We start from the raw sequence: 23,405 nt of genomic DNA on the forward strand, positions 1-23,405 counted from the left end.
TTATGAAAAAAGTAGTTCAGGTAATATCAGTAGTATTCATTATATTTATGGCGTTAATTACATTGTTCCCATTCATATACATGCTTCTAGCAAGTGTTATGACCTATCAAGAGGCAACAAGTATTCCGCCTACATTTTTCCCGTCATCACCACAATTCATTAACTTTAGGTTAGTGTTCGAGCATGCGCCATTCTTACGTTACTTCTTCAATACTGTGTTTGTTTCATTAACAACTACATTTGGAATTCTTGTAACGTCAGTCTTAGCTGGCTTTGCATTGGTAAAACTGGAATTCAAACACAAAAATCTCGTATTAATTGTCATGATTTCATTACTCATGGTACCTTACGAATCAATTGTCTTTACAAACTATCAAACAATTGCACAATTGGGATTACTTAACACATATAGTGCGTTGATCATTCCATCACTTGCAAGTGTCTTCTACATCTATTATTTACAAGGATATCTTAAAGGAATTCCAAGCTCATACTACAAAGCAGCTAAAATTGATGGCTGTGGAGACCTTGAGTTTATTTGGAAAATTATGATTCCTCTTGCAAAACCTGCGTTGGTAACTGTAGGAATTCTAAGCTTTATCTCGGGCTGGAACTCATTCCTATGGCCATTGCTGGTTACAAACGACTCGAATATGCGTCTTCTTAACAATGGTCTTTCTGCCTTTACGACAGAAAGTGGTAGTGATGTCCATTTACAAATGGCAGCTGCTACACTCACAATTATTCCAATTTTGATTGTTTACTTCATTTTTAGAAAAGAAATTATTCGCGGGGTTGCAAAAAATGGAATTAAAGGATAAAAAAACAACTATTACGTTCCACAGTGGTATTTTAACCATTGGAGGTACAGTGATTGAAGTTGCATATGGCAATGATCGTATCTATTTTGATTTTGGGACTGAATTCGTTCCTGAATTAAACCTCAAAGACGAATCCATCCATACATTGTTAAAACATCGTCTCATTCCTGACTTGAATCATGTTTATGATCCACGTTTGGGTTATGAAGAAACTGAACCCAATACATTTGACAATACAGCGGTATTCTTAAGCCATTGTCATTTGGATCATTCTCGAATGATTAATTATTTGGATCCAAAGATTCCACTGTATGCTTTAAATGAAACAAAGATTTTACTCGAAAGCTTGAATAGTACGAACGACTTCCTCTTACCAGGAGTTGACACGACATATACACGCGAGATCACAGGTCTTGCGGACGGTACAGTCTTAAATATCGGTGCTATTGAAGTTGAACTTCGCCGCGTTGACCATGACGCTTATGGTGCCTGTGGATTACTCATTCGCACACCAGACTTAACAATCGCCTATACAGGAGACTTAAGACTTCATGGTTTTGATAGAGAAGCCTCTCTAGATTATGCACAACGTGCTCACGGATATGACGTCTTAATTATCGAAGGTGTTTCAATCAGCTTTGATGATGAAAGACATGTAAACAGAATTAATAGCGAACAAGAGCTTCTTGATCGCTTGGTACAAGTCGTTAAAGACAACGACGGGAATCAAGTGACATTCAACACATACCCTGCAAACGTAAAACGTCTTGCCGCAATTGTTGAACAAAGTCCCCGACCTGTTGTTCTGGAAGCATCGTATGCTCATATCTTAAAACAATGCTTGAATATAGAAACACCCTATTATGTACGAACTGAGACGTTCGGTTTAAATCCCGATTTGCGTGTGGATTATGACATGCTTCTTGCGGATTCAGGGGAGTATCTATGGCAAGTTGTTGCGGATCACGCTGATCTTAAAGGAGGTGGTGTCTATATTCATAGCGATGCAGCACCGTTAGGAGATTTCGATCCAGCTTACCAACCATTCTTAGATGCGTTGGCAGCGAACGATATAGTATTTGAGAGATTGGCATGTTCAGGACATGCATTCCCCGAAGACTTAGAGGAAATTGTTGATCGAATTGCCCCTAAATTATTAGTCCCAATCCATACATTACGTCCAGAAAGACTGGAAAACAAACATGGTTTGAGACATTTGCCTACACGAGGAGAAACTATTTGAAGGAGACATATATGAAAAATATCAAAAAGTATTTCGTAGTATTACTTGCAGTATTAGTATTAGTTGGATGTTCAAGTGGCTCGGGAAGCAAAGGTAACACAGATATCGTTACCGAGGTTCCTGCAGGTACAGAAATTACATTCTGGCACGCTATGAATGGTGGACAACAAGATGCGCTTGTTAAAATCACTGAAGATTTTATGGCAGCAAACCCAAATATCAAAGTTACATTACAAAACCAATCAAAATACCCAGATTTACAATCAAAAATTAACCAAACAATCGCATCACCAAAAGATTTACCAACAATTACACAAGCATACCCTAACTGGTTATGGAATGCAGCAACACAGGATAAAGTTCTTGTAGACTTAGATCCATTTATCAATCACGAAACAATCGGATTAAAAGACAAAGCTGATATCTTACCAGTATTAATGAACGGTGCTAAAATTGATGGTGTTCAATATGGAATCCCATTCAACAAATCAACTGAAGTCCTTTACTATAACAAAACACTATTAGACCAATATGGTGTTCAAGTTCCTACAACAATGGAAGAACTCGCATCAGCATCTAAAGAAATTTTCGAAAAATCAAATGGACAAGTTATCGGTGCAGGTTTTGACTCACTCAATAACTACTATGCAATCGGTATGGCTAACGAAGGTAAAGAATTTACAAAAGACTTAGATATCGCAGGCCCAGAAAGCTTGAAAGTTGCGAAATTCTACCAAGACGGTGTTAAAGAAGGATACTTCCGAATCGCTGACAAAGGGGAATACCTATCAACACCATTCGGAGCAGGACTACTTGCTATGAACGTAGGTTCAATGGCTGGAGAATCACACGTTAAGAAAGCTGTCGACGGTCGTTACGAATATGGAGCAGCTGTGCGTCCAGATGTTAAAAACATCCAACAAGGTACAGACATCTACATGTTCAACAGTGCAACACCTGAACAACAAACAGCAGCATTCTTATACATGTCATACTTAGTTTCACCTGAAGCACAATTACACTGGGCTACAAAAACAGGATACATGCCTGTAAGCGCAAAAGTACAAGCATCAGATGATTACAAAAACTCAGGTTCATTAATTGCTAAGATTTTATCAGACGCAACGAAAGACCTCTTCGCAATTCCAGTTATTGAAAACTCAGATCCAGCATATAACAAAACACGTGAAATGATGGAACTTATCCTTTCAGACCCTTCATCAGACGCTCAAGCAATCTTAAACGATTACAAAGTCAAAGTTGAAGCTGAGTGGAATCAATAATTTAATTTAAAACCAAACTTCGGTTTGGTTTTTTTGTGTGAAAGAATCGATAAATTTAACGAAGTTGCCAAAAGACATGAAGACCTTATTTTTTGGCAACAGCGAAAACAAATTTTTGAGACGATTGTTTGTTAAGTTAGTATAAAGTTGCGTATAATGAGATTAATAAATGATGTGAGGTGGGGGACAATGAACAAGAAGCGTCAACTGCGTTTTCAAGTGAAGATAGCAGTTAGTGTAATTTTAGCAATGGTTTTATTGATGACAAGTTATTATGCGGTATCCCATGCATTTGAGCGCAAGGATACAGCCTATACAAGCTTACAATTAGAAATTGAAGAAAAGGCAACGAAAGACGCGCTATTGAAGCAAATTAATCAAGATGGGATTCCTGTTTTGGCGTATCATGGCGTCACAAGCGTTGAGACAAAGGCAGGTCGTTATAGCAATTCTGAACTTTGGATTGATGATGTACAGTTTGATTCACATATGAAAGCACTCCATGATGCTGGTTATGTATCCGTAACGTTGGATCAATTTTATGAATGGTATGTGAATGGTCAACCTATTAATCCTAAATCGGTACTGATTACATTTGATGATGGCATGAAAGATGTCATCACATACGCTGGACCAGTTCTAAAAAAATATAATTATACCGCCGTTTCGTTCAACATTGGATCGTGGGTTAAAACAGGCGAAAGTGCATTTATTAGTTTGGAAGATATGGAAGCAAGCCTTGATACGTTTGAACATGGTAATCATTCCTTTGATTTTCACCGTATTGTTCAATTGAATCAAGGGGGTTACGCCCGAATTACTGTTATGAATGATGATGATTTAATGAAAGATTTTGAACTCGCAAATCAGTATGCGCTAAAACCACACCAATACTTTGCATATCCATTCGGATCGTTTAATGCGTCGGTCATCGATGCATTAATTAAGAATAACTATCGCTTAGCATTTACATTTTCTGCACCTGTAGCGGGTCATGTTAATGCTCGGCCTCAGGATGGGCAGTGGACGGTACGAAGATTGCCGGTTTATACGAGCAACTCTGCCGAAGAACTCATATCATTAATCACTCCGAAAACAGAAACACCTTCATAAAGGTGTTTTTTTTACAAAATTTCCAATGAAATAATAATATATGACAGATATTGTCGTATACTAGTTATATACTAGGTTCAAGAGGTGATCAATATGACAAAAGGATTAACAATTGCAAACTTAGTACATTCAATGAAAGGACACGATATTACAACGTTTATTCGTGACCAACACTACCAATTTACAGAACGCTTTGGGCTCAATTACGATGAACCAGTCATGGTAACACTCAGATTCGAATCGCAACAAGATGCTCATGACTTTTATAATGAAATTCGAATGAATCCTACCTATGCGCAGGAGTACACAGTTACATCGCATCCATTCCATGAATTAAGTCTATGTGTCACAGGTCAAGCAACTTTGTACGATTATTTTGGAAGTCGTGAGCCAAATCTTCTAACAATCAGCCGAGATTTAGATCTGCGCTTTGAGATTGAATTTGTCCAAAGTTATTCGAAGACAACTTTTACAGGCTCTGTTAACCATGGTGAGCTCTTAAGCCGTCAATGCTTAATCGAAGTCAGTGAAGTGCTACCAGAGTTAACACTAGGTGGTTTAGTTCAAATTGGTCGTAGTGAGCGCGAGTTTGAAGATTTACTAACCCGTTGCTATATCGTGAAAGGCATGTCACTCTAATGAGTAAATTAACGAATGCATTAGCAATGCTTGATATATTGTCCGCACGTGCAATCGTGCCAATTGATGAGCTGGCACAAGCATTAGAAATTAGTGCCCGTAGTGTTCAAAGATTAAAGGAAGAATTAGAAGATGCAGGATATGTCATCGAAACTGTCATGGGTCCAGGTGGTGGGTATCAACTCCATAGTCGAAGTCAAATCCCGCCGGTTGCATTTGATATGAAAGAACGTAAAATTTTGAAACAGGCACTCGCAATGGTCATTCAGCACAATAACTCTGCTATGGGCGGAGATTTTGTGCGTGCAGTCTCCAAACTGTCGCAGCAACTCAATTATCAAGATGTCAGTAACACAATGGCCTTCCAATCCGTTAAATTAAATGTCGATGTGAAGCAGTATCAAGAGCATCTTGAATTAATTGAGGTTGCAATTGAAACGCACCAACGACTCAAACTGAGTTATAAGAAAACTCATAAAGATCGAAACACGTATACATTTGAACCGTATGAACTCATTCTTGTAAATCAATTCTGGTATATGATGGGTTATGATGAACGCAATCGTTATCTAAGTTTGAAAGTTAATCGCATAGAAACCCTGACGATGCTAGATGAAACATTCCGTTATGAAGCACCGAGTAATAGCAAGGGGGCCATCACGGAATTTGGATATAAGATTAAGCCAGTCCAAGCGACATTAATTATTCGTAATCTCGATTTTCTAAGTGAGTACATTTGGGGTAAAAATCAGGTGATAACGTGGTTGGATGATCATCGTTTTCATATGGAATTGGAGTTTCCTAATGAAGCCGCAGCAAAGGATTTTATTCGCAAAGGTGGTGCAAATTTGGAAGTGTTAGCGCCTCTAGAACTTAGAATGTGGATTCAGGATGAGGCGCAAAAAATCATTGCGAAATATGATTGACAATCACTTGCAATTTACGCAATCACCGACTACACTTATAGTACATGAAATTTGGAAATGGTGACGACTATGAACTTTTCATATAAAGAAATATTGAGTTATGTATCAAAGAAAGAGGTCTATGACATGATTGTTATTGAAGGTGTTGTAGGGGTTGGGAAAAGCTCCTTAATGCGTATTATTGCAGAAAATGATTATGAAGCTTTTGAAGAACCCGTAGTAGATAATCCAATTTTAGATAAATTCTACTATGATCGTGAACGCTATGCGTTTCCCCTGCAAGTATTCTTTTTGAATAAACGATTTGAGCATATCAAACAAGCTAAGGATGTATCCAAAGCGGTTATGGACCGAAGCATTTATGGTGATGCAATCTTTGCAAGGATGTTAAATCTAAGTAAGGAAATGAGTGATGAGGAATTCCAGACCTACACGGAATTACTAGCAAATATGTTGGAACATGTGCATGTTCCAAAACTAATGGTCTATCTTGAAATTAGCGTTGATGAAGCAATGCGTCGTATTAAAAAACGAGGCCGTGATTACGAATTGGTGGTTGAACGCGAGTACTGGCAGAAACTCAACGATGAGTATCGTGCCTATTTCGATAACTATGACTTATCCCCGATTCTTAAAATTAATGTTGATAATTTAGATTTTGAAAATAATCCTGAAGATCGAAAAGTTGTTCTTGCACAAATTCAAGAAAAACTTAATACATTATAAGCGGGCCAGTTGTGAAGTGGCTCGATACAGCGAAGGCGTATAAAAAACATGATCCAGCCGTTCGAACTATTGCGGAAGTGCTTTTACTTTATCCGGGTTATCATGCAATGGGATATTATCGAATTGCGCATCAGCTTTACAAGTATCATTGCTTTTTCTTAGCACGTTTGATTTCTCAAATGGGTCGTTTTATGACTCAAATTGAAATTCATCCTGGCGCGCAAATTGGGCGCCGCTTCGTGATAGATCATGGTAATGGTGTTGTGATTGGTGAAACATCAATAATTGGTGATGACTGCCTGATACATCACGGTGTTACTTTAGGGGGTAAGACACGTCAAAAAGGGAAGAGACATCCAACTTTGGGGAATCGTGTTCATATAGGAGCCGCTGCTCAAATTATCGGTGATATTACAATTGGTGATAACGCCGTGGTGGGAGCGGGAAGTGTCGTAACACACAATGTTGCTCCCGGTGATATTGTTGCAGGTGTTCCTGCACGTACTATACGCAGTCGATGCTCAGATAGTGGTAAAATATAAAAGTTTGGCTGAAAAGCCAAACTTTTTTGTTAGAAGAAATCTTTTTTGTAAAGGTATGCAACAGTCGCAATCGTTAACACCGTACTAATTGTAAAAACAATAACTAAAGAGTAGGGGTGTCCCTGAAACGGTAGGTCAATGTTCATTCCATAAAAACTGGTAATAAGTGTTGGAATGGACAGAACAAGTGTAATAGCTGATAACCGTTTCATTGTTATGTTTAACTTATTTGAAAATAAGGAATCCGATACATTCATAATGGCATCAATAATCTGTTGGTACATAATGATGTTTTGATCAAGTTGATTGATTTCAATTCGAATGTTAGCATATTCAGAAGCATTGGCAGGTGACCATAATTGCTCAGGTTTCTGGTCATTGATGTATTGGGTGACATCACCGATCGCGTTGATGGCAGTTTGATACCAAATGAGTTGCCGGTTGATACTAAATAATTGCCGTATGTTTTCTTTCGTAATTCCACGGTCCATGACATTCTCAAAGTGATTCAGCTTAGCATTCACATACTTAACCAGTGTCTCGTAATTTCGTAACGTTTTAATGATAAGATCCGTAAAGGTAAAGTCAGCAACGTTGTCATCGAGAATGACAGTGTCGTGCGCATACAATGTATAATCGGATCCATCGGCCTCTACACAAATGGGGTGCAAATTTTTAGGGCTACTAGGGTAATTGAGAATGATAAATGTTTTATTATCGAGATGCCGAATATGAGCCAACTCAGCTTTATCACGAAGTGATTGAATGACATAAGCGGGTAAGGTTAAGGTTGTTGCGTCGGTGTAAGTGATTATTTTCATAGGGACCTCCATTTTAGATATTATATCATGGTTATGCATAGAACTGTTTTAGTGTATAATAAAAGAAATGGAGGCACAACTATGTATCGAATTATGATTGTTGAAGATAATGAAAAAATTAGAAATGAACTCAGTACATTTTTGCAAAAAAATGGGTACGAAACCCTTGTTATCACAGATTTTGGAAATGTTATCGAAACGTTTAAAGCACAGGATGTCCATTGTATTTTGTTGGACTTATCATTGCCTGTTGTTGATGGCCATTACCTTGCCAAGGAAATCCGTAAGATTAGTGAGGTTCCAATTGTAGTGGTTACAAGTCGTGATAGTACGATGGATGAGCTGATGCTTATGAATTTAGGAGCCGATGACTACATCACCAAACCTTATAACTTACAGATACTGTTGGCCCGACTCCAATCAATACTCCGACGAAGCTATGAAAAATCAGATAGCCAAGTCGTTACAATTCGTGGTGTCGAACTTGATTTACCACGCGGTAGTGTTAAGTATCGTGATGCCCAACAAGAACTTACAAAGAATGAGTTGCGTATTCTATCATTTCTCATTCAAAACAAAAATACAATCGTCTCAAGACAAGATCTGATGCAATATTTATGGAATACAGATTGGTTTGTTGACGATAATACATTAACGGTAAACATCAATCGCCTTCGTAAAAAACTTGAAGAAATCGGGATTGAGGACTTTATTGAAACCAAACGTGGTATGGGGTATACCATTTATGACAATTAAAGCATTCTTCGAAGACAAGCGCTATATTATTCTATCAACACTGTTAGTAACAGTGTTTTTAGCTTTCTTTTTAATTGTCCTTAAAATTCAGTGGGAAATAATTGTGGTGGTCATTGTGTCGGTGCTGCTTCTATTCTTTATAATGATGGTGGTCGAATTTAGCCGCCGCTATCAATTCTACAATGAAGTCGCTATGAATCTTGCCGCACTGGATCAAAAATATCTCATTACAGAATTATTGCCGAACTCAGGTTTTTTGGATGGGGATATCCTAATTGAAACGCTTCAAATATCCAATAAATCGATGAGTGATTACGTGAGTGCGTACAGGCATAGTCAAGATGATTACATGAATTATCTTGATTTATGGATCCATGAAGTAAAAACACCACTTGCAGCAATTGACTTAATCGCTTCAAATACCAACACACGTGAGATGAAAGAGATTCTTGAAGAAACAACTAAAGTTGAGAATTATCTTGAACAAGTGCTGTACTATGCGCGTTCTTCATCGCTAGAAAAAGACTATATCATTCAAAAGGTGACACTTGAAGATTCCGTGCGTAAAGTCATTAAGAATCTGTCAGCAACATTTATTCAGAAGCGAGTTCAGCTACAGTTGGAGAATTTGGATGTTGATGTGTTCAGTGACGCAAAATGGCTTGAGTACATTTTGAAGCAAATTATCGATAATGCTTTGAAGTATGTGACAGCAGGTGAAGGTATGATTACTATCACAGCAGAAACCCATAACCAAAGTGTGTCACTCCATATTAAAGACAATGGACCAGGTATTGCTGACAGTGACATTCGGCGCGTATTTGAACGCGGATTCACCGGTCAAACTGGTCGCTTCCACCAACAAGCAACCGGCATGGGGTTGTATCTTGTCAAGATACTTGGTGACAAACTTTACTTAGACATAAGCATTAAATCAGAACAAGGTACACATGTTACCATTACATTCCCCAAATCCGATATGATGTTTCAATAAAGAGGTAATTTATGATGAGTATTAGATTGGCGTTTGCCAATGTTAGAAAAAGCTTTAAAGACTACTTAATGTACTTTATAACACTGACCTTCTCAGTGGCGCTTTTCTATATCTTTGGATCTGTTGACCAACAATTGTCGTTAATTAAAATACTCCAGTCATCTGACGGGATTGTCGCTAACTTTGATTCGTTCATTTTAGGATTTTCAATTCTCGTTTTTATCATTTTCTATTTCTTGGTGCGTTATGCCAATAACTTCTTGGTCAAACGCCGCAATCAAGAATTTGCTACCTATATTCTACTTGGGATGCGCAATCGAACTATGGCCGTAATATTAGTCATCGAAACGCTCGTAATTGGGGTTGTATCACTAATTGTGGGACTTATCATGGGAGTTGCCCTTTCGCAAGTTACGAGTGTGTTTACAGCCTTTGTACTTGAAAGCGACATTGAGTTTTCTTTCATATATTCACAAGCTGCATTTAAAAATACCATAATCAGCTTTAGCATCATTTTTATTCTTGTGAGTTTCGGTAATATTAAAAAAATCCGTAAATTTAAACTTGTTAATCTGCTTAATGCAGTACGCCAAAACGACGTAATTTTGAACATAAAACCTTGGTTTGGATATGTCAGCCTGTTGGCGGGAATTTATATTCTTTTTTATGCCTATCGATGGGCACTTCAACCGTACCAGCTTATAATCGGATTCATTCCAATTGTGTTTTTAGGAACACTCGCAACACTTATTATCTTTTACTCAATTGCACATATCTTTATGAATCTTATTACGCGAATCAAGCCTGTTTATTATCGAGGCACGAACATGTTTGTGTTTCGTCAACTTGGAACCCGTATCCGATCCACCTATCGAATGATGACATTTATTAGTGTTATTATGCTTTTTTCATTGGTCTTTTTGACGACCGGAATCAATACCAATGCGTATCTTTTGAAAAGTGCTTACCGTACTTCTCCCTATACTCTATCGGTTATGTATGACAAAGAAACGATTGATTTTCAAAACTATCTTTCAACGAATGAGGTACCACTACAATATTCAGAATCGCTTGAACTCTATGAGAGTGAATACACAATTTCAGACTTTATCAATGATGATAAATTTTATTCTGGAACGATTTCTATCGTATCCAAGCAAGACTACGATGCAGTTCGAGCACACTTCAACTTACCGCCACTAGATATGAATACTGAAGATGTGCTCCTAGCAAGTGACATTGTTTCCACGAATCCGTTCAATCAGTTTGATTCTAGCAAGCTTGTGACCGAAATCAATCTTTTTGATTCGCCCAAAACAGTGCACCAGCTACCAACCGCAGAAACAGTAATCCTGAGTAATGGAGCCGGAATGGCATCCTATTTGATTGTGGAAGATTCAGTTTTAGAGATGTGGCAGACAAACGGGTACATCAATTATAACCAGTCTGTAGTGAACATCGATACGACCAATAATGAGATTATTGAACAATTGATTCCATTGAATCAAGATAACCAAATATTTCTTTCAACTCAAGAAAACGCTGTCCGAACCGTAAATGAAATCCGCGTCGCTATATCTTACACCACACTATATTTAGGCGTCGTATTTCTCATAAGTGCTATGGTCGTTCAGTCCTTGCATGTTATGAGCGATGCAATGGATACACGAAAGAATTATCGCGTTCTCGATAAACTGGGGGTTGATGATCAAGAGTTCACTAAAATAATTCGTAAGCAAACACTTATCTATGTAACGATGCCTTTAGTCCTTGCACTTTGCCATACGCTCGTTGGAAACCGCGCGGTTGCGGCCAGTGCTGGCCTATTTGGGGCCGATGCTACTACCTACCTAAACTATCGTGGCGTTGCCGTTGCACTCGTTATTTTTGTGTGCTACTTACTTTACTTTTATGTCCTGTATCGGTATATTGTCGGTCTTTTCAAAGAGCGAAACAAAAAATTGTAAATTATGACAAAAATGTAAGTCCACTGTAAGTGAGATAAATTGTACTAAAAACGCAATAAAGTATACTTAATATAGACACGGAGGGAATTATGACAACGATTCTAAAAGTAAGTAATATCGAAAAATATTACGGTAAAAAAGGTAATGTAACAAAAGCTCTCGATGGAGTTTCATTTGAAATTGAGAAAGGTGAGTTTGTTGGTGTGATGGGACCTAGTGGTTCTGGTAAAACAACATTGTTAAACTGTATCTCAACGATCGACTCAGTTACTAGTGGAGTCATTACAGTTAATGGAAAAGAAACGACGAAATTAAAAAAAGAAGCGCTTCAAGCATTTCGTAGAACTGAATTAGGATTTATTTTCCAAGACTTTAATCTATTGGATACTCTAACAGCATACGAAAATATTGCGCTTGCGTTGACCATCCAAAAGGTCGGTCACAAAGAAATTGAAAAACGCGTGGGCGAGGTTGCGAAACTTCTAAATATTGAAGAACACCTTCAAAAGTTTCCATATCAAATGTCTGGTGGACAACAACAACGTGTAGCAAGTGCGCGAGCATTAATAACAAATCCGAGTTTGATTCTCGCTGACGAGCCGACAGGTGCTCTCGATTCAAAATCAAGTCGTATGCTTCTTGAAAAAATGCAAGATCTCAACGAAACACAACATGCGACAATCATGATGGTTACTCATGATGCTTTTAGTGCGAGCTATGCAAAACGAATTTTGTTTATCAAAGATGGTAAAGTCTTTAATGAGCTTATTCGAGGCAATCAATCAAGAAAAGAATTCTTTGACCAAATTATCGAAGTAGTAACTGTATTGGGAGGCGACACATCTAATGTACTCTAAACTCGCTTTCCGAAATGTGAAAAAGAGTTACCGAGACTATTCTATATACTTTATTACATTGATGTTTTCAGTAGCGCTTTTTTATGTTTTCAACTCATTCGAACAACAATCAACAATCCTTAAAATGAATGAAATGCAAGGGTCAATGGTTAAACTATTGGTCAATGTTATGAATGTTATGTCTGTTATTGTTGCTGCAGTATTTGGTTTTTTAATTCTTTATGCAAACAACTTTCTTATTAAACGTCGTAAAAAAGAATTGGGTCTCTATACCCTTTTGGGAATGCCAAAACGTAAGATTTCGACGATTCTAATTTTAGAAACGATGTACATTGGATTCTTCTCATTACTAGCAGGACTCGTCTTTGGCTTCATCGCGTCTCAAGGGACTGCGGTCTTAACAGGGAAAATGATGGCTGCAGACATGAATTATGGTTTTGTTTTCTCGCTCGAAGCGACACTCAAAACGATTGCTATTTTCTTAGGAGTCTTCCTAGTAGTTGTGCTCTTTAATCGTATACTTCTTGAAAAATATGAACTCATAGAACTTTTAAGAGCCGATCGAATCAACGAAGAGAACTTTGTGAAACGTGCGTGGATGTCTGTTGTGATATTTGTTATTGGTACAGGGTTACTCATTTATGCTTACAATTGGGCGCTGCAACCAATGGAACTCTTCATGCAGTTACTGCCAATTATCGCTTTGGGTTCATTTGCAACATTCTTAATTTTTAAATCATTCTCAGGTTTCTTACTCAAGTTTATGCAAACAAGCAAGAAGAGTTATTACAAAGGACTTAATGTTTTTGTATGGCGTCAGGTAAGTGCAAAAATTAACTCGACCTACAAAATGATGTCTGTGATTAGTATTATGCTACTTTTTGGTATGGGTACTCTCATAACGGGATTTAACTTAAACTCAGTTATGAATGAACAAATATCGGGAATGATTGCGAATGACATTTCTGTAAAATACTCTTATCCAATCGGCAGCAGTACGATAGGACCTAACCTTATTGATTTAAACGATTCTCGTATCAAAAATGCGGAAACCATGACCTACTATTCTTCAGTAAATATGCGATTCAATGTTGTCTTTGAGAAGTACATTGATCAAAATGATGCTAATAGTTTTATGTATGAAATCACAGACGTTGGGTTTGTGAGTGTGGAAAACTTTAATAAAGCACGTACAATGCAAAATCTAGAGCCAATTTCAGTTGGTCAGGGTCAATTTGCAGTTATTGCGCCAATTCAACAAATGGGGCCAGAAACCATGTCTCCAAGTGCTATCTTTAAAGACGGAAACACCTACGATTTTGCAAACCAAAACTTGTCTTATAAAGAAGTTAAAGACATTGAAAAAACTAAAATTGACAATAATGGTAATGATGATGTGTTAGTTATTATGAATGACAACGCATTACAAAATGTTGTGGATTCGAATGAGGCCCTTACCTCTGCGGTGACCATACATATGATGAATACGCAAGCTGGTACGGATAATAAAGAATTCGCGAAAGCGTTAAGAACCTCAATTGCAACACATTACGATAACAAAGAAGTTGGAGATGACATGTTTGACTACATGTATTTTGTAACTCCTGCACAAGAGATGATTGAATCATCAATGGCGATGGGTTTACTTCTGACATATCTTTCCTTCTATCTTGGGGTCGTATTCCTTGTGACAAGTTTTGTTATTCTTGCGCTCCAACAACTTTCTGAAGCCAATGATAATCAAAAACGTTATCAAATACTTGCTAAGCTAGGTGTCGAAGATCGAATGATTGATCGCTCAATCTTTATGCAAAATGCAATCTACTTCTTTATTCCGCTAATTGTTGCGCTATTACATACGTATATTGGTGTAAGTGCAGTAAACGTGAACCTAAAGTTGATTAGCTTGTCGGCAAGTTCAATGATGCCAGCATTAATTACACTCGGATTCGTCCTCATTGTATATGCGATTTACTTTATAATTACATATCAAGGAAGTAAGGCGATCATAAAAAATAAAATGACAAAATAAACTAGAGACCGTCGGTAGACGGTCTTTGTGTTACAATCAAATAAAGGAAGTGAAGAAAATGAATTTATACCTATTGGAATCGTTTAGAACTAATAATTTTACTGATGAAGCGATGTTGAATAAAATCCAGGGAGCATGGGTGAATATATCAAAACTAGAGCCTGCTTTGGAAGGAGACATCTATGCTATCTATACAGATTATCACAGTGACTATCGTGGTGATTATGGATTCGCTTTAGCGACACAAGAACCTCGTACAGAAATGATGATACCTATCACACCAAATATTGATTACCGCGTCTTCGATGTCGTCGACAGAGACGTTGCAGGAACGTGGAAACAAATTTGGGAATTGGAAGATGGCGGATTGTTGAATCGTGCCTACACGATTGATTATGAACGTTATGGCACGGATGGTAGTGTAAAAATCTATATAGCGATTCAGTAGTAAAAAAAGACGACTTATTGGAAGTCGTCTTTTGTCTGTTTGTATTGAGTAAAATGATTAAGGCTTAGGATATCAATAAAGTGATCAACACCTGTCTCAAAGAAACGCTTCAGGTTCGGATTCACATTATTATATTTGGCAGCGAGTAAATCCTTAGGGTTGATAAGTTCTTTACTAATGTCATAGCGTATCTGTGCAATGAGAAGGCATGCGATGGCGTTTGTTTCATAACGGGTCCAATCGATTTGGTAGTTAAGAGCATCGGACGCTAAAATTTCTAGCGTTACGTAATGTTTTGACAATAGGTTACTTTCAAACATGGCTTTTTGAAGGTAAATCGCAGTCTGTGTTGAAAGTTGATTACCATACGCAGTGACATAGGACATGACATCATTAAAGGAATCAAGCCCTTCAGGTGTATTGAAATATGTATGAAAAACTTGGGAATCGAAGTCTGTTTGATAAAAGAGGTATGTGAGCTTTTGAAGCGCGCTTCGTAAGGATTTGTCTTTTTCAAGCTTGTTTTGTTGCTCAATATATTTTTGTTGGTTTTTTTCAATTTTGCGAAGCTCGTTCTTTTGAGATTGTTGATTTCCGTAGTATGAGCTAATATATCCAAAGATCGAACTTAGAAGTACACCTCCGACACTGATAAAGGCGGCGATGACTTGCGGACTCCAGATTTCGTTTTGTGTTGTAGCGGGCATTTGCGCTCCTCCCTTTTTGATATAGTTACAGTTTATCATAGATTAAATTCGGTTCATTGTGTAATGATAAAAAAAGAATGACAAATGTCATTCTTTAGATTTATAAATTGGAGCAGGTGAGGGGAATTGAACCCCCGCCTCAACCTTGGCAAGGTCGTGTTCTACCATTGAACTACACCTGCAATAGAATGGCGGTCCAGACGGGAATCGAACCCGCGATCTCCTGCGTGACAGGCAGGCATGTTAACCGCTACACCACTGGACCATTCATTGTATTGACTGCACTTCTTAGTGCTCATTTAGAATACCATAAGAACATACATAGTGCAACAAGAAAATGCAATTATTTGCAAATACAATTAAACACGTGTGAAAAGAGTAACTTCATTAAATGAATATAAAAAAAAGAGCGAATTGAATTCGCTCACAATTGACTAAGAATGGCGGTCCAGACGGGAATCGAACCCGCGATCTCCTGCGTGACAGGCAGGCATGTTAACCGCTACACCACTGGACCAGTTGATTTGCAACCCTTAGCGGATTATAGATTAACACAGGATTTTAATCTTGGCAATACTATTCTTGAAAATAGTCTAAAATATTACTCTAACTCAACCGCTGGTTGTATTATCGTGGCTTGATGGAAGAGTAATTTCAAATCATTATCTTGCTCACGCCATATTGAAGTTCGTGCAAGATGTTCTTGGTCTTCTTGATTTCGAGATTCATAGTTTATGAGAAATGTACTCGGTCCAATTTCTTGTATCATAAAATTAGTAATGTCAATGTTTCGATCACGTTCCGTTGAGCAAAGCGAATTAACAACGCTTTCGCGATTTTGTCGTGTACCGTCAGATTTTAGTTCAAAGAATGTCGGATCAATGCGTTGTTCGACATTTGCCTTGCAACTTATAAATTCGAAATCAAGAAAATCTAATTCATATTGTTTGAGTTTATTATTTATGTTCATTATAGCTCCTTCTACGATCGGTATCTGTACTTGAATTTTATAGTGAGATGTTGTTAAGGTCAAGGTAAAAACATCGAGTATTATTCATGTAAATAAAAAAAGAGCGACTATGTCGCTCTGTGCTATGCAATTTGGAGCAGGTGAGGGGAATTGAACCCCCGCCTCAACCTTGGCAAGGTCGTGTTCTACCATTGAACTACACCTGCAATACGAATGGCGGTCCAGACGGGAATCGAACCCGCGATCTCCTGCGTGACAGGCAGGCATGTTAACCGCTACACCACTGGACCATTAATGGCGGGGATGGAGAGATTTGAACTCTCGCGCCAGTTACCCGACCTATACCCTTAGCAGGGGCACCTCTTCAGCCACTTGAGTACATCCCCAGTGCGTATATTCGCCATTTCGTGATTGCTTATACATACTATCACAAGAAACATATCATGGCAATACTCTTTTTGAAAAATTAACACCTTTTAAAACAGTGGTTTTTTGAACCCAGAGCGATGAATTTTAAGTGCGTCTATTTTACATAAAATACACATGAATTAAAGTTGATTTTGTTATTATATATAGAAAGAATATCTGGTTTGTTAAACAGAAATGGCCACTTTTGTAAAAAAATACACATCAATCATGGTAATGTCGTTAGTGGACAGTATTTGATGACAATCTTTGATATACTAAAATCATATTATATACTAGGTTTGAAGATGCTTTCCTGGAAATAGAAAGTATAATAGTAAAACGTAGAGAAATTCGTTAAGAAAGGGTACTTATGACATTAGAAGAAAAAAAGCGGTTTATAATAAATTTTGTTTTTTATACATTAATTGCAGGACTCGCATTTTTAGTCTTTAAGTTTTCGGTAAAGTATTTAACACCGTTTATTGTTGGATTTGTGATTGCATCACTCTTAAAACCAATTATTCAAAAGCTTGTAAAAATGTTTGGCGAGAACAAATATCTCCGAATTGGAGTCATCGTTGTTTTCTATATAGTAGTGGGAATCATAATTTTCGGATTAACACTCGCAGCAATTTCGGGAATTCAAGGTGTTGTGAAACACGCACCTACATATGTGGAATCAACTCTAATTCCAGCGTTGACTTCGATCTTCAATTATGTTGAGTCATTATTTGAACACATTAATCCGGAAATACTGAGCAATCTGTCAGAAGTTACTAATGCAATATCGAAACAGATTCAGCAATTGGCTGGAACTGTATCTACCAGTGCAATTTCATTCTTGACACGATTCGTCAGTAGCTTGCCAAATTTATTCATCTCGATTCTAATAGCGATTATCTCTTCATTCTTCTTCACGTTAGACTATAAGAATGTGGTGGATACAGTGCTCGCATACTTGCCACAACGGTGGGTCCAGTTTATGTATGACGTTAAAGGCGGATTCTTTGATACTGTTGGGAAATATATGAAAGCCTATGCCAAATTAATGACACTCACATTTATTGAGTTATCGATAGGGTTTGCGCTCATTGGAGTTGGGAATCCAATTGGCTTAGCTTTTATGATTTCGATTGTTGATATCCTACCGGTACTCGGTACAGGTACAGTCATGATTCCGTGGACAATCATCGAACTCGTTATGGGGAATTTCGAACGCGCTATTGGCCTATTCGTTATTTATGTCGTTATCACGGTGATCCGTAATATTTTGGAACCGAAAGTAGTTGGAGATCAAATTGGGCTCCATCCTTTGGTAACGTTAATTTGTATTTTTGTAGGGATGAGACTTGCTGGGATTATTGGTCTGTTTGGCTTACCAATCCTTGTAACAATTCTTAAGACGCTTCACGATGAAGGGAAAATCCAATTCTTCAAAAAATTTGAAAAAAGGGAACTTCCTCAATCTATCGAAAAATAAACACATTAGAAGTGGGTGGAGTACAGTGAGATAGTGTCACGTACTCCACGCAATAATTACGTGGAAAAAGTGTGGAAAACCTATTGACAATGAATCGCTATATGATAGAATGTAAAGGCTTATGATTAATCTAGGGTTTCTGCGAAGAGACCTAATTAATATGGAGCCCACGGCACACTTGGTACTGTGTGCAATAGTCAGGAAGGAGACAATTAATGCCTACAATTAATCAATTGATTACACATGGCCGAACAAGTCGTGTATACAAATCAAAATCACCGGCACTAGGTCGTAGTTTGAATACGATTAAACGTCAAACAACTCAAGTAAACAGCCCACAAAAACGTGGAGTATGTACACGTGTTGGTACAATGACACCTAAGAAACCTAACTCAGCTTTACGTAAATATGCGCGTGTTCGTTTGAGTAATGGTATGGAAGTTACGGCTTACATCCCTGGAATTGGTCACAATTTACAGGAACATAGTGTCGTTTTAATCCGTGGAGGTCGTGTTAAAGACTTACCTGGGGTTCGTTACCACATCGTTCGTGGAACATTAGACTGCGCTGGAGTTACAGATCGCCGTCAAAGCCGTTCATTATACGGTACTAAAAAACCAAAAGCATCAGAATAATACATCAAAAATGAGAGGAGTGAATTAAATGCCAAGAAAAGGACATGTTCCAAAGCGCGACGTAGTTGCTGATCCAATTTACAATTCAAAATTAGTAACACGTTTAATTAACAGAATCATGATTGATGGTAAAAAAGGTTTAGCTCAATCAATTCTATATAATGCGTTTGCAATTATCGAAGAAAAAACAGGACGTCAACCAATGGAGGTTTTTGAACAAGCACTTGACAATGTATTGCCAGTGTTAGAACTTAAAGCTCGTCGTATTGGTGGATCAAACATCCAAGTTCCAATTGAAGTAACACAAGAGCGTCGTTTGACACTCGGACTACGTTGGATCGTTCAATACTCACGTACACGTGGAGAAAAGACAATGGAAGAGCGTTTAGCTGCTGAAATTATCGACGCTTCAAATGGTACAGGCGCATCCGTTAAGAAACGCGATGACGTACACAAAATGGCAGAAGCTAACAAAGCTTTCGCACATTACCGTTTCTAATAAACAATATAGCGAAAGGAGATTTGAAAACTTATGTCACGTGAATTTACATTAGACAATATGCGTAATATTGGTATTATGGCCCATATTGACGCTGGTAAGACTACAACAACTGAGCGTATTCTTTACTATACAGGTCGAACACATAAAATTGGGGAAACTCACGATGGTGCCGCAACTATGGACTGGATGGCGCAAGAACAAGAACGTGGTATCACTATCACTTCTGCTGCGACAACAGCTGCATGGAATGGTCACCGTATTAACATTATCGATACACCAGGCCACGTAGACTTTACAGTTGAAGTTGAACGTTCATTGCGTGTTCTTGACGGTGCGGTTACAGTTCTTGATGCTAAATCAGGAGTTGAGCCACAAACTGAAACAGTTTGGCGTCAAGCTACAAAATATAACGTTCCTCGTATTGTATTTGTTAATAAAATGGATGCAACAGGTGCTGACTTCTACATGGCAGCCGGAACAATTGTTGATCGTTTAGGAGCTAAATCAGCACCTATCCAATTACCAATCGGTGTCGAAGATCACTTCGACGGCCTTATCGACATTGTTGAGCAAAAAGCTCACATGTTTGCCGATGTTTCACAAAAAACAGATGACATCATTGATGTTCCTGAAGAGTTTAAAGCTCAAGTAGCTGAAGCTCGTGAGAAACTATTTGATCAAATTTCTGATTTCGATGAAGATTTCATGATGATGATTCTTGAAGGTGTAGAACCTACAGTTGAACAAATCAAAGCTACTATCCGTAAAGCGGTTATTAGCGGTGAATTCTTCCCAGTTCTTTGTGGAGCTGCTTATAAAAACAAAGGTGTTATCGCAATGCTTGATGCAGTTATCGATTACTTACCTTCACCATTAGACATCCCAGCTGTTGCAGGTACATTACCAAATGGCCAAGAAGCTGTTCGTGAAGCAAGTGACGAAGCACCATTCTCAGCGTTAGCATTTAAAGTTGCGACAGACCCATTCGTAGGTCGTCTAACTTATTTCCGAGTATACTCAGGTGTTGCTACATCAGGATCACCAGTTTATAACTCAGTAAAACAAAAACGTGAGCGTTTCGGACGTATCATGCAAATGCATGCCAACCACCGTGAAGAAATCGAATCAGTTTACGCAGGTGAAATTGCAGCCGCAATCGGTTTAAAAGTTACAGGTACAGGTGATACTCTTTGTGATGAAAAACACGAAATTATCCTTGAATCAATGATCTTCCCTGAGCCAGTTATTAACGTTGCTGTTGAACCAAAAACTAAAGGTGACCAAGATAAGATGGGTCTTGCTCTTGCAAAACTTGCTGAAGAGGATCCAACTTTCAAAACTTACACTGATGAAGAAACAGGACAAACAATCATCGCTGGTATGGGTGAGCTTCACTTAGATATCATCGTTGACCGTATGAAACGTGAATTTAAAGTTGAAGCAAACGTTGGTGCACCACAAGTTGCTTACCGCGAAACAATCCGTAAAGCTGCTGATGCTGAAGGTAAATTCGTTCGTCAATCAGGTGGACGTGGACAATATGGACACGTTTGGATTAAGTTCGAACCAAACCCAGGAAAAGGATTTGAATGGGTTGACGCTGTTGTTGGTGGAACGGTTCCTCGCGAATTTATTAAACCAGCACACGATGGATTAAAAGCTGCTCTTGATGGCGGTTTAGCATATGGATATCCAGCAATCGATATTAAAGCTACTTTATTCGATGGATCATCCCATGATGTTGACTCCTCAGAAATGGCTTATAAAGTTGCTGCTAGCCTTGCATTACGTGAAGCTGCAAAACTTTGTGATCCAGTATTACTAGAACCAGTTATGGATGTTGAAATTACAGCTCCAGCTGAATACCTCGGTGCAGTTATGGGAGATATCTCATCACGCCGTGGACAAATCCGTGACCAAGAAGAACGTAACAATGCTGTTATCGTTAAAGCATTCGTACCTCTTTCAGAAATGTCAGGATATACTACAGATCTTCGTTCATTTACACAAGGTCGTGGTAACTCATCAATGCAATTTGATCACTATGAAGCTGTTCCAAAGAGCATTGCTGAAACAGTAGCTAAGAAAAAATAAAACTTAAAACACTTAGTTAAACATTAATATTGCTTTTCATCATTGTTTGTCTTAATATATATTTGTAAAACAATGAGTTAAATTTAAAACAGGAGGACAATTCAAATGTCAAAACAAAAATTTGATCGTTCCAAACCACACGTAAACGTTGGTACATTGGGACACGTTGACCACGGTAAAACTACTCTAACAGCTGCTATTACAACTGTATTAGCTAAAAAAATGGGTGGAGAAGCTCGTGGATATGACCAAATCGATAACGCGCCAGAAGAAAAAGAGCGTGGAATCACAATCTCTACATCACACGTAGAATACGAAACAGAAGCACGTCACTATGCTCACGTTGACTGCCCAGGTCACGCGGACTACGTTAAAAACATGATCACAGGTGCTGCTCAAATGGACGGAGCTATCTTAGTAGTTTCAGCAACAGACGGACCAATGCCACAAACACGTGAGCACATCCTCTTAGCTAAACAATTAGGTGTTCCTTCATTCGTAGTATTCTTGAACAAATGCGACATGGTTGATGACGAAGAGTTAATCGACTTAGTTGAAATGGAAGTACGTGAAGCACTTTCAGAACAAGGTTACGATGGAGACAACGCTCCAGTTATCCGTGGATCAGCTCTTAAAGCTCTTGAAGGAGATGCTGCATGGGAAGAAAGAATCGTTGAATTAATGGACGCTGTTGACTCATACGTTGCAGATCCAGTTCGTGATACAGACAAACCATTCTTAATGTCAGTAGAAGACGTATTCACAATCTCAGGTCGTGGTACTGTTGCTACAGGACGTGTAGACCGTGGAGAAATCAAAATCAACGAAGAAGTTGAAATCGTTGGTATCCGTCCAACAGCTAAAACTGTTGTTACAGGAATCGAAATGTTCCACAAAATGTTAGACTCAGCTATGGCTGGAGATAACGTTGGAGCACTTCTACGTGGTGTTAACCGCGAAGAAATCGAGCGTGGACAAGTTCTTGCTAAACCAGGATCAGTTACACCTCACGTAAAATTCAAAGCTCAAGTTTATATCTTAAGCAAAGAAGAAGGTGGACGTCATACACCATTTGTTAACAAATACCGTCCACAATTCTACTTCCGTACAACAGACGTTACAGGTACAATCTTACTTCCTGAAGGAACAGATATGGTTATGCCTGGAGACAACATCGAAATGGAAGTTGAATTAATCGCTCCAATCGCTGTTGAGCAAGGTACAACATTCTCAATCCGTGAGGGTGGACGTACTGTTGGTGCTGGAAACGTTACAGAAATTATCAAATAATTTCTCAACAAACTAGTTAATCAATCTAAGGGAACTCGTAAGAGTTCTCTTTTTTTATGTCTGAACAAAACATTGTGTTCAATACAGTGATAAATTATCTCAAATTGAACACAATACAGTATTAATAGTGTATAATAAACGATAGTGAGGT

At 38.2% G+C, this 23,405-nt stretch carries 22 protein-coding genes and 6 tRNA genes; 19 read left to right on the forward strand and 9 right to left on the reverse strand.

The features are described 5' to 3' along the window. Window positions 1-2 precede the first annotated feature (2 nt). The 8 genes from G7061_RS03415 (at window position 3) to cysE (ending at window position 7,293) form a co-directional block, all read left to right on the forward strand. Complete coding sequence (locus G7061_RS03415) at window positions 3-821, forward strand: carbohydrate ABC transporter permease (protein ID WP_159640706.1); 819 nt, start codon at window positions 3-5, stop codon at window positions 819-821. Then, complete coding sequence (locus tag G7061_RS03420) at window positions 805-2,064, forward strand: MBL fold metallo-hydrolase (protein ID WP_166118970.1); 1,260 nt, start codon at window positions 805-807, stop codon at window positions 2,062-2,064. Before G7061_RS03415 ends, G7061_RS03420 begins: the two co-directional genes overlap by 17 nt. An 11-nt stretch (window positions 2,065-2,075) precedes the next feature. Beyond that, window positions 2,076-3,347, forward strand: a complete 1,272-nt coding sequence (locus G7061_RS03425) for an extracellular solute-binding protein (RefSeq protein ID WP_159635404.1) — start codon at window positions 2,076-2,078, stop codon at window positions 3,345-3,347. A gap of 189 nt (window positions 3,348-3,536) precedes the next feature. Beyond that, complete coding sequence (locus G7061_RS03430) at window positions 3,537-4,460, forward strand: polysaccharide deacetylase family protein (protein WP_159645771.1); 924 nt, start codon at window positions 3,537-3,539, stop codon at window positions 4,458-4,460. A 93-nt stretch (window positions 4,461-4,553) separates the two neighbouring features. Further along, window positions 4,554-5,099, forward strand: coding sequence for a hypothetical protein (locus G7061_RS03435; RefSeq protein ID WP_159640697.1), 546 nt, complete (start codon window positions 4,554-4,556; stop codon window positions 5,097-5,099). Beyond that, entirely contained in the window at window positions 5,099-6,025 is a 927-nt protein-coding gene (locus G7061_RS03440; RefSeq protein ID WP_159640694.1) for a YafY family protein, read from the forward strand. Before G7061_RS03435 ends, G7061_RS03440 begins: the two co-directional genes overlap by 1 nt. Before the next feature lie 69 nt (window positions 6,026-6,094). Beyond that, entirely contained in the window at window positions 6,095-6,751 is a 657-nt protein-coding gene (locus tag G7061_RS03445; protein ID WP_159640691.1) for a deoxynucleoside kinase, read from the forward strand. 11 nt (window positions 6,752-6,762) lie between these two features. Continuing rightward, window positions 6,763-7,293: a serine O-acetyltransferase gene (gene cysE, locus G7061_RS03450; protein WP_159640688.1), complete on the forward strand. Its 531-nt coding sequence runs from the start codon at window positions 6,763-6,765 to the stop codon at window positions 7,291-7,293. Window positions 7,294-7,322: 29 nt separating this feature from the next. On the opposite strand, the gene G7061_RS03455 is transcribed toward cysE, so the two are convergent. Beyond that, window positions 7,323-8,114 (reverse strand): CorA family divalent cation transporter, encoded by a 792-nt coding sequence (locus G7061_RS03455; RefSeq protein ID WP_159635386.1) that lies wholly within the window; start codon window positions 8,112-8,114, stop codon window positions 7,323-7,325. An 81-nt stretch (window positions 8,115-8,195) separates the two neighbouring features. On the opposite strand from G7061_RS03455, the gene G7061_RS03460 reads away from it, so the two are divergent. The 6 genes from G7061_RS03460 to G7061_RS03485 all read left to right on the forward strand — a co-directional run bounded on the left by G7061_RS03460 (window position 8,196) and on the right by G7061_RS03485 (window position 15,168). Beyond that, window positions 8,196-8,870 (forward strand): response regulator transcription factor, encoded by a 675-nt coding sequence (locus tag G7061_RS03460; protein ID WP_159635383.1) that lies wholly within the window; start codon window positions 8,196-8,198, stop codon window positions 8,868-8,870. Then, entirely contained in the window at window positions 8,860-9,864 is a 1,005-nt protein-coding gene (locus G7061_RS03465; protein WP_159640685.1) for a HAMP domain-containing sensor histidine kinase, read from the forward strand. Before G7061_RS03460 ends, G7061_RS03465 begins: the two co-directional genes overlap by 11 nt. A gap of 11 nt (window positions 9,865-9,875) precedes the next feature. Beyond that, window positions 9,876-11,831 (forward strand): FtsX-like permease family protein, encoded by a 1,956-nt coding sequence (locus tag G7061_RS03470; protein WP_166118976.1) that lies wholly within the window; start codon window positions 9,876-9,878, stop codon window positions 11,829-11,831. A gap of 89 nt (window positions 11,832-11,920) precedes the next feature. Beyond that, complete coding sequence (locus tag G7061_RS03475; protein ID WP_159635374.1) at window positions 11,921-12,688, forward strand: ABC transporter ATP-binding protein; 768 nt, start codon at window positions 11,921-11,923, stop codon at window positions 12,686-12,688. Continuing rightward, window positions 12,678-14,720: an ABC transporter permease gene (locus G7061_RS03480; protein ID WP_159645765.1), complete on the forward strand. Its 2,043-nt coding sequence runs from the start codon at window positions 12,678-12,680 to the stop codon at window positions 14,718-14,720. The genes G7061_RS03475 and G7061_RS03480 overlap by 11 nt, the downstream gene beginning before the upstream one ends. Window positions 14,721-14,778: 58 nt before the next feature. After that, a complete protein-coding gene (locus G7061_RS03485) occupies window positions 14,779-15,168 on the forward strand; it encodes a hypothetical protein (RefSeq protein WP_159645762.1) in 390 nt (129 codons plus the stop codon). A 14-nt stretch (window positions 15,169-15,182) separates the two neighbouring features. Here the strand turns inward: G7061_RS03485 and G7061_RS03490 are convergent, their stop codons facing one another. From G7061_RS03490 to G7061_RS03525, 8 genes are all read right to left on the reverse strand, one after another. Continuing rightward, on the reverse strand, window positions 15,183-15,875 hold the full coding sequence (locus tag G7061_RS03490; RefSeq protein ID WP_159640673.1) for a hypothetical protein: 693 nt from the start codon (window positions 15,873-15,875) through the stop codon (window positions 15,183-15,185). Window positions 15,876-15,983: 108 nt separating this feature from the next. Next, a tRNA-Gly gene (locus tag G7061_RS03495) sits at window positions 15,984-16,057 on the reverse strand. Window positions 16,058-16,064: 7 nt separating this feature from the next. Continuing rightward, window positions 16,065-16,140, reverse strand: a tRNA-Asp gene (locus G7061_RS03500). A 176-nt stretch (window positions 16,141-16,316) separates the two neighbouring features. After that, window positions 16,317-16,392 (reverse strand) — tRNA-Asp (locus tag G7061_RS03505). An 84-nt stretch (window positions 16,393-16,476) separates the two neighbouring features. Next, window positions 16,477-16,845 (reverse strand): hypothetical protein, encoded by a 369-nt coding sequence (locus tag G7061_RS03510; RefSeq protein WP_159635362.1) that lies wholly within the window; start codon window positions 16,843-16,845, stop codon window positions 16,477-16,479. A gap of 132 nt (window positions 16,846-16,977) precedes the next feature. Continuing rightward, window positions 16,978-17,051: transfer RNA gene (locus tag G7061_RS03515), tRNA-Gly, on the reverse strand. An 8-nt stretch (window positions 17,052-17,059) separates the two neighbouring features. Then, window positions 17,060-17,135, reverse strand: a tRNA-Asp gene (locus G7061_RS03520). Window positions 17,136-17,140: 5 nt separating this feature from the next. Then, window positions 17,141-17,231: transfer RNA gene (locus G7061_RS03525), tRNA-Ser, on the reverse strand. 392 nt (window positions 17,232-17,623) lie between these two features. Here G7061_RS03525 and ytvI point away from each other — a divergent pair. The 5 genes from ytvI (at window position 17,624) to tuf (ending at window position 23,254) form a co-directional block, all read left to right on the forward strand. Then, window positions 17,624-18,733 (forward strand): sporulation integral membrane protein YtvI, encoded by a 1,110-nt coding sequence (gene ytvI / locus G7061_RS03530; RefSeq protein WP_159641145.1) that lies wholly within the window; start codon window positions 17,624-17,626, stop codon window positions 18,731-18,733. A gap of 215 nt (window positions 18,734-18,948) precedes the next feature. Continuing rightward, complete coding sequence (rpsL, locus tag G7061_RS03535; RefSeq protein ID WP_159641142.1) at window positions 18,949-19,368, forward strand: 30S ribosomal protein S12; 420 nt, start codon at window positions 18,949-18,951, stop codon at window positions 19,366-19,368. 28 nt (window positions 19,369-19,396) lie between these two features. Continuing rightward, the gene (gene rpsG, locus G7061_RS03540; RefSeq protein ID WP_159635353.1) at window positions 19,397-19,867 is read left to right on the forward strand and encodes a 30S ribosomal protein S7; all 471 of its coding nucleotides are present in this window, start codon (window positions 19,397-19,399) and stop codon (window positions 19,865-19,867) included. A 33-nt stretch (window positions 19,868-19,900) separates the two neighbouring features. Further along, window positions 19,901-21,964, forward strand: coding sequence for an elongation factor G (fusA, locus tag G7061_RS03545; protein ID WP_159645759.1), 2,064 nt, complete (start codon window positions 19,901-19,903; stop codon window positions 21,962-21,964). Window positions 21,965-22,069: 105 nt separating this feature from the next. Continuing rightward, on the forward strand, window positions 22,070-23,254 hold the full coding sequence (gene tuf, locus G7061_RS03550) for an elongation factor Tu (protein ID WP_159635347.1): 1,185 nt from the start codon (window positions 22,070-22,072) through the stop codon (window positions 23,252-23,254). The last annotated feature ends 151 nt before the right edge of the window (window positions 23,255-23,405 follow it).

This window comes from Erysipelothrix sp. HDW6B (assembly GCF_011301115.1).
Taxonomy (GTDB): domain Bacteria; phylum Bacillota_I; class Bacilli_A; order Erysipelotrichales; family Erysipelotrichaceae; genus Erysipelothrix; species Erysipelothrix anatis.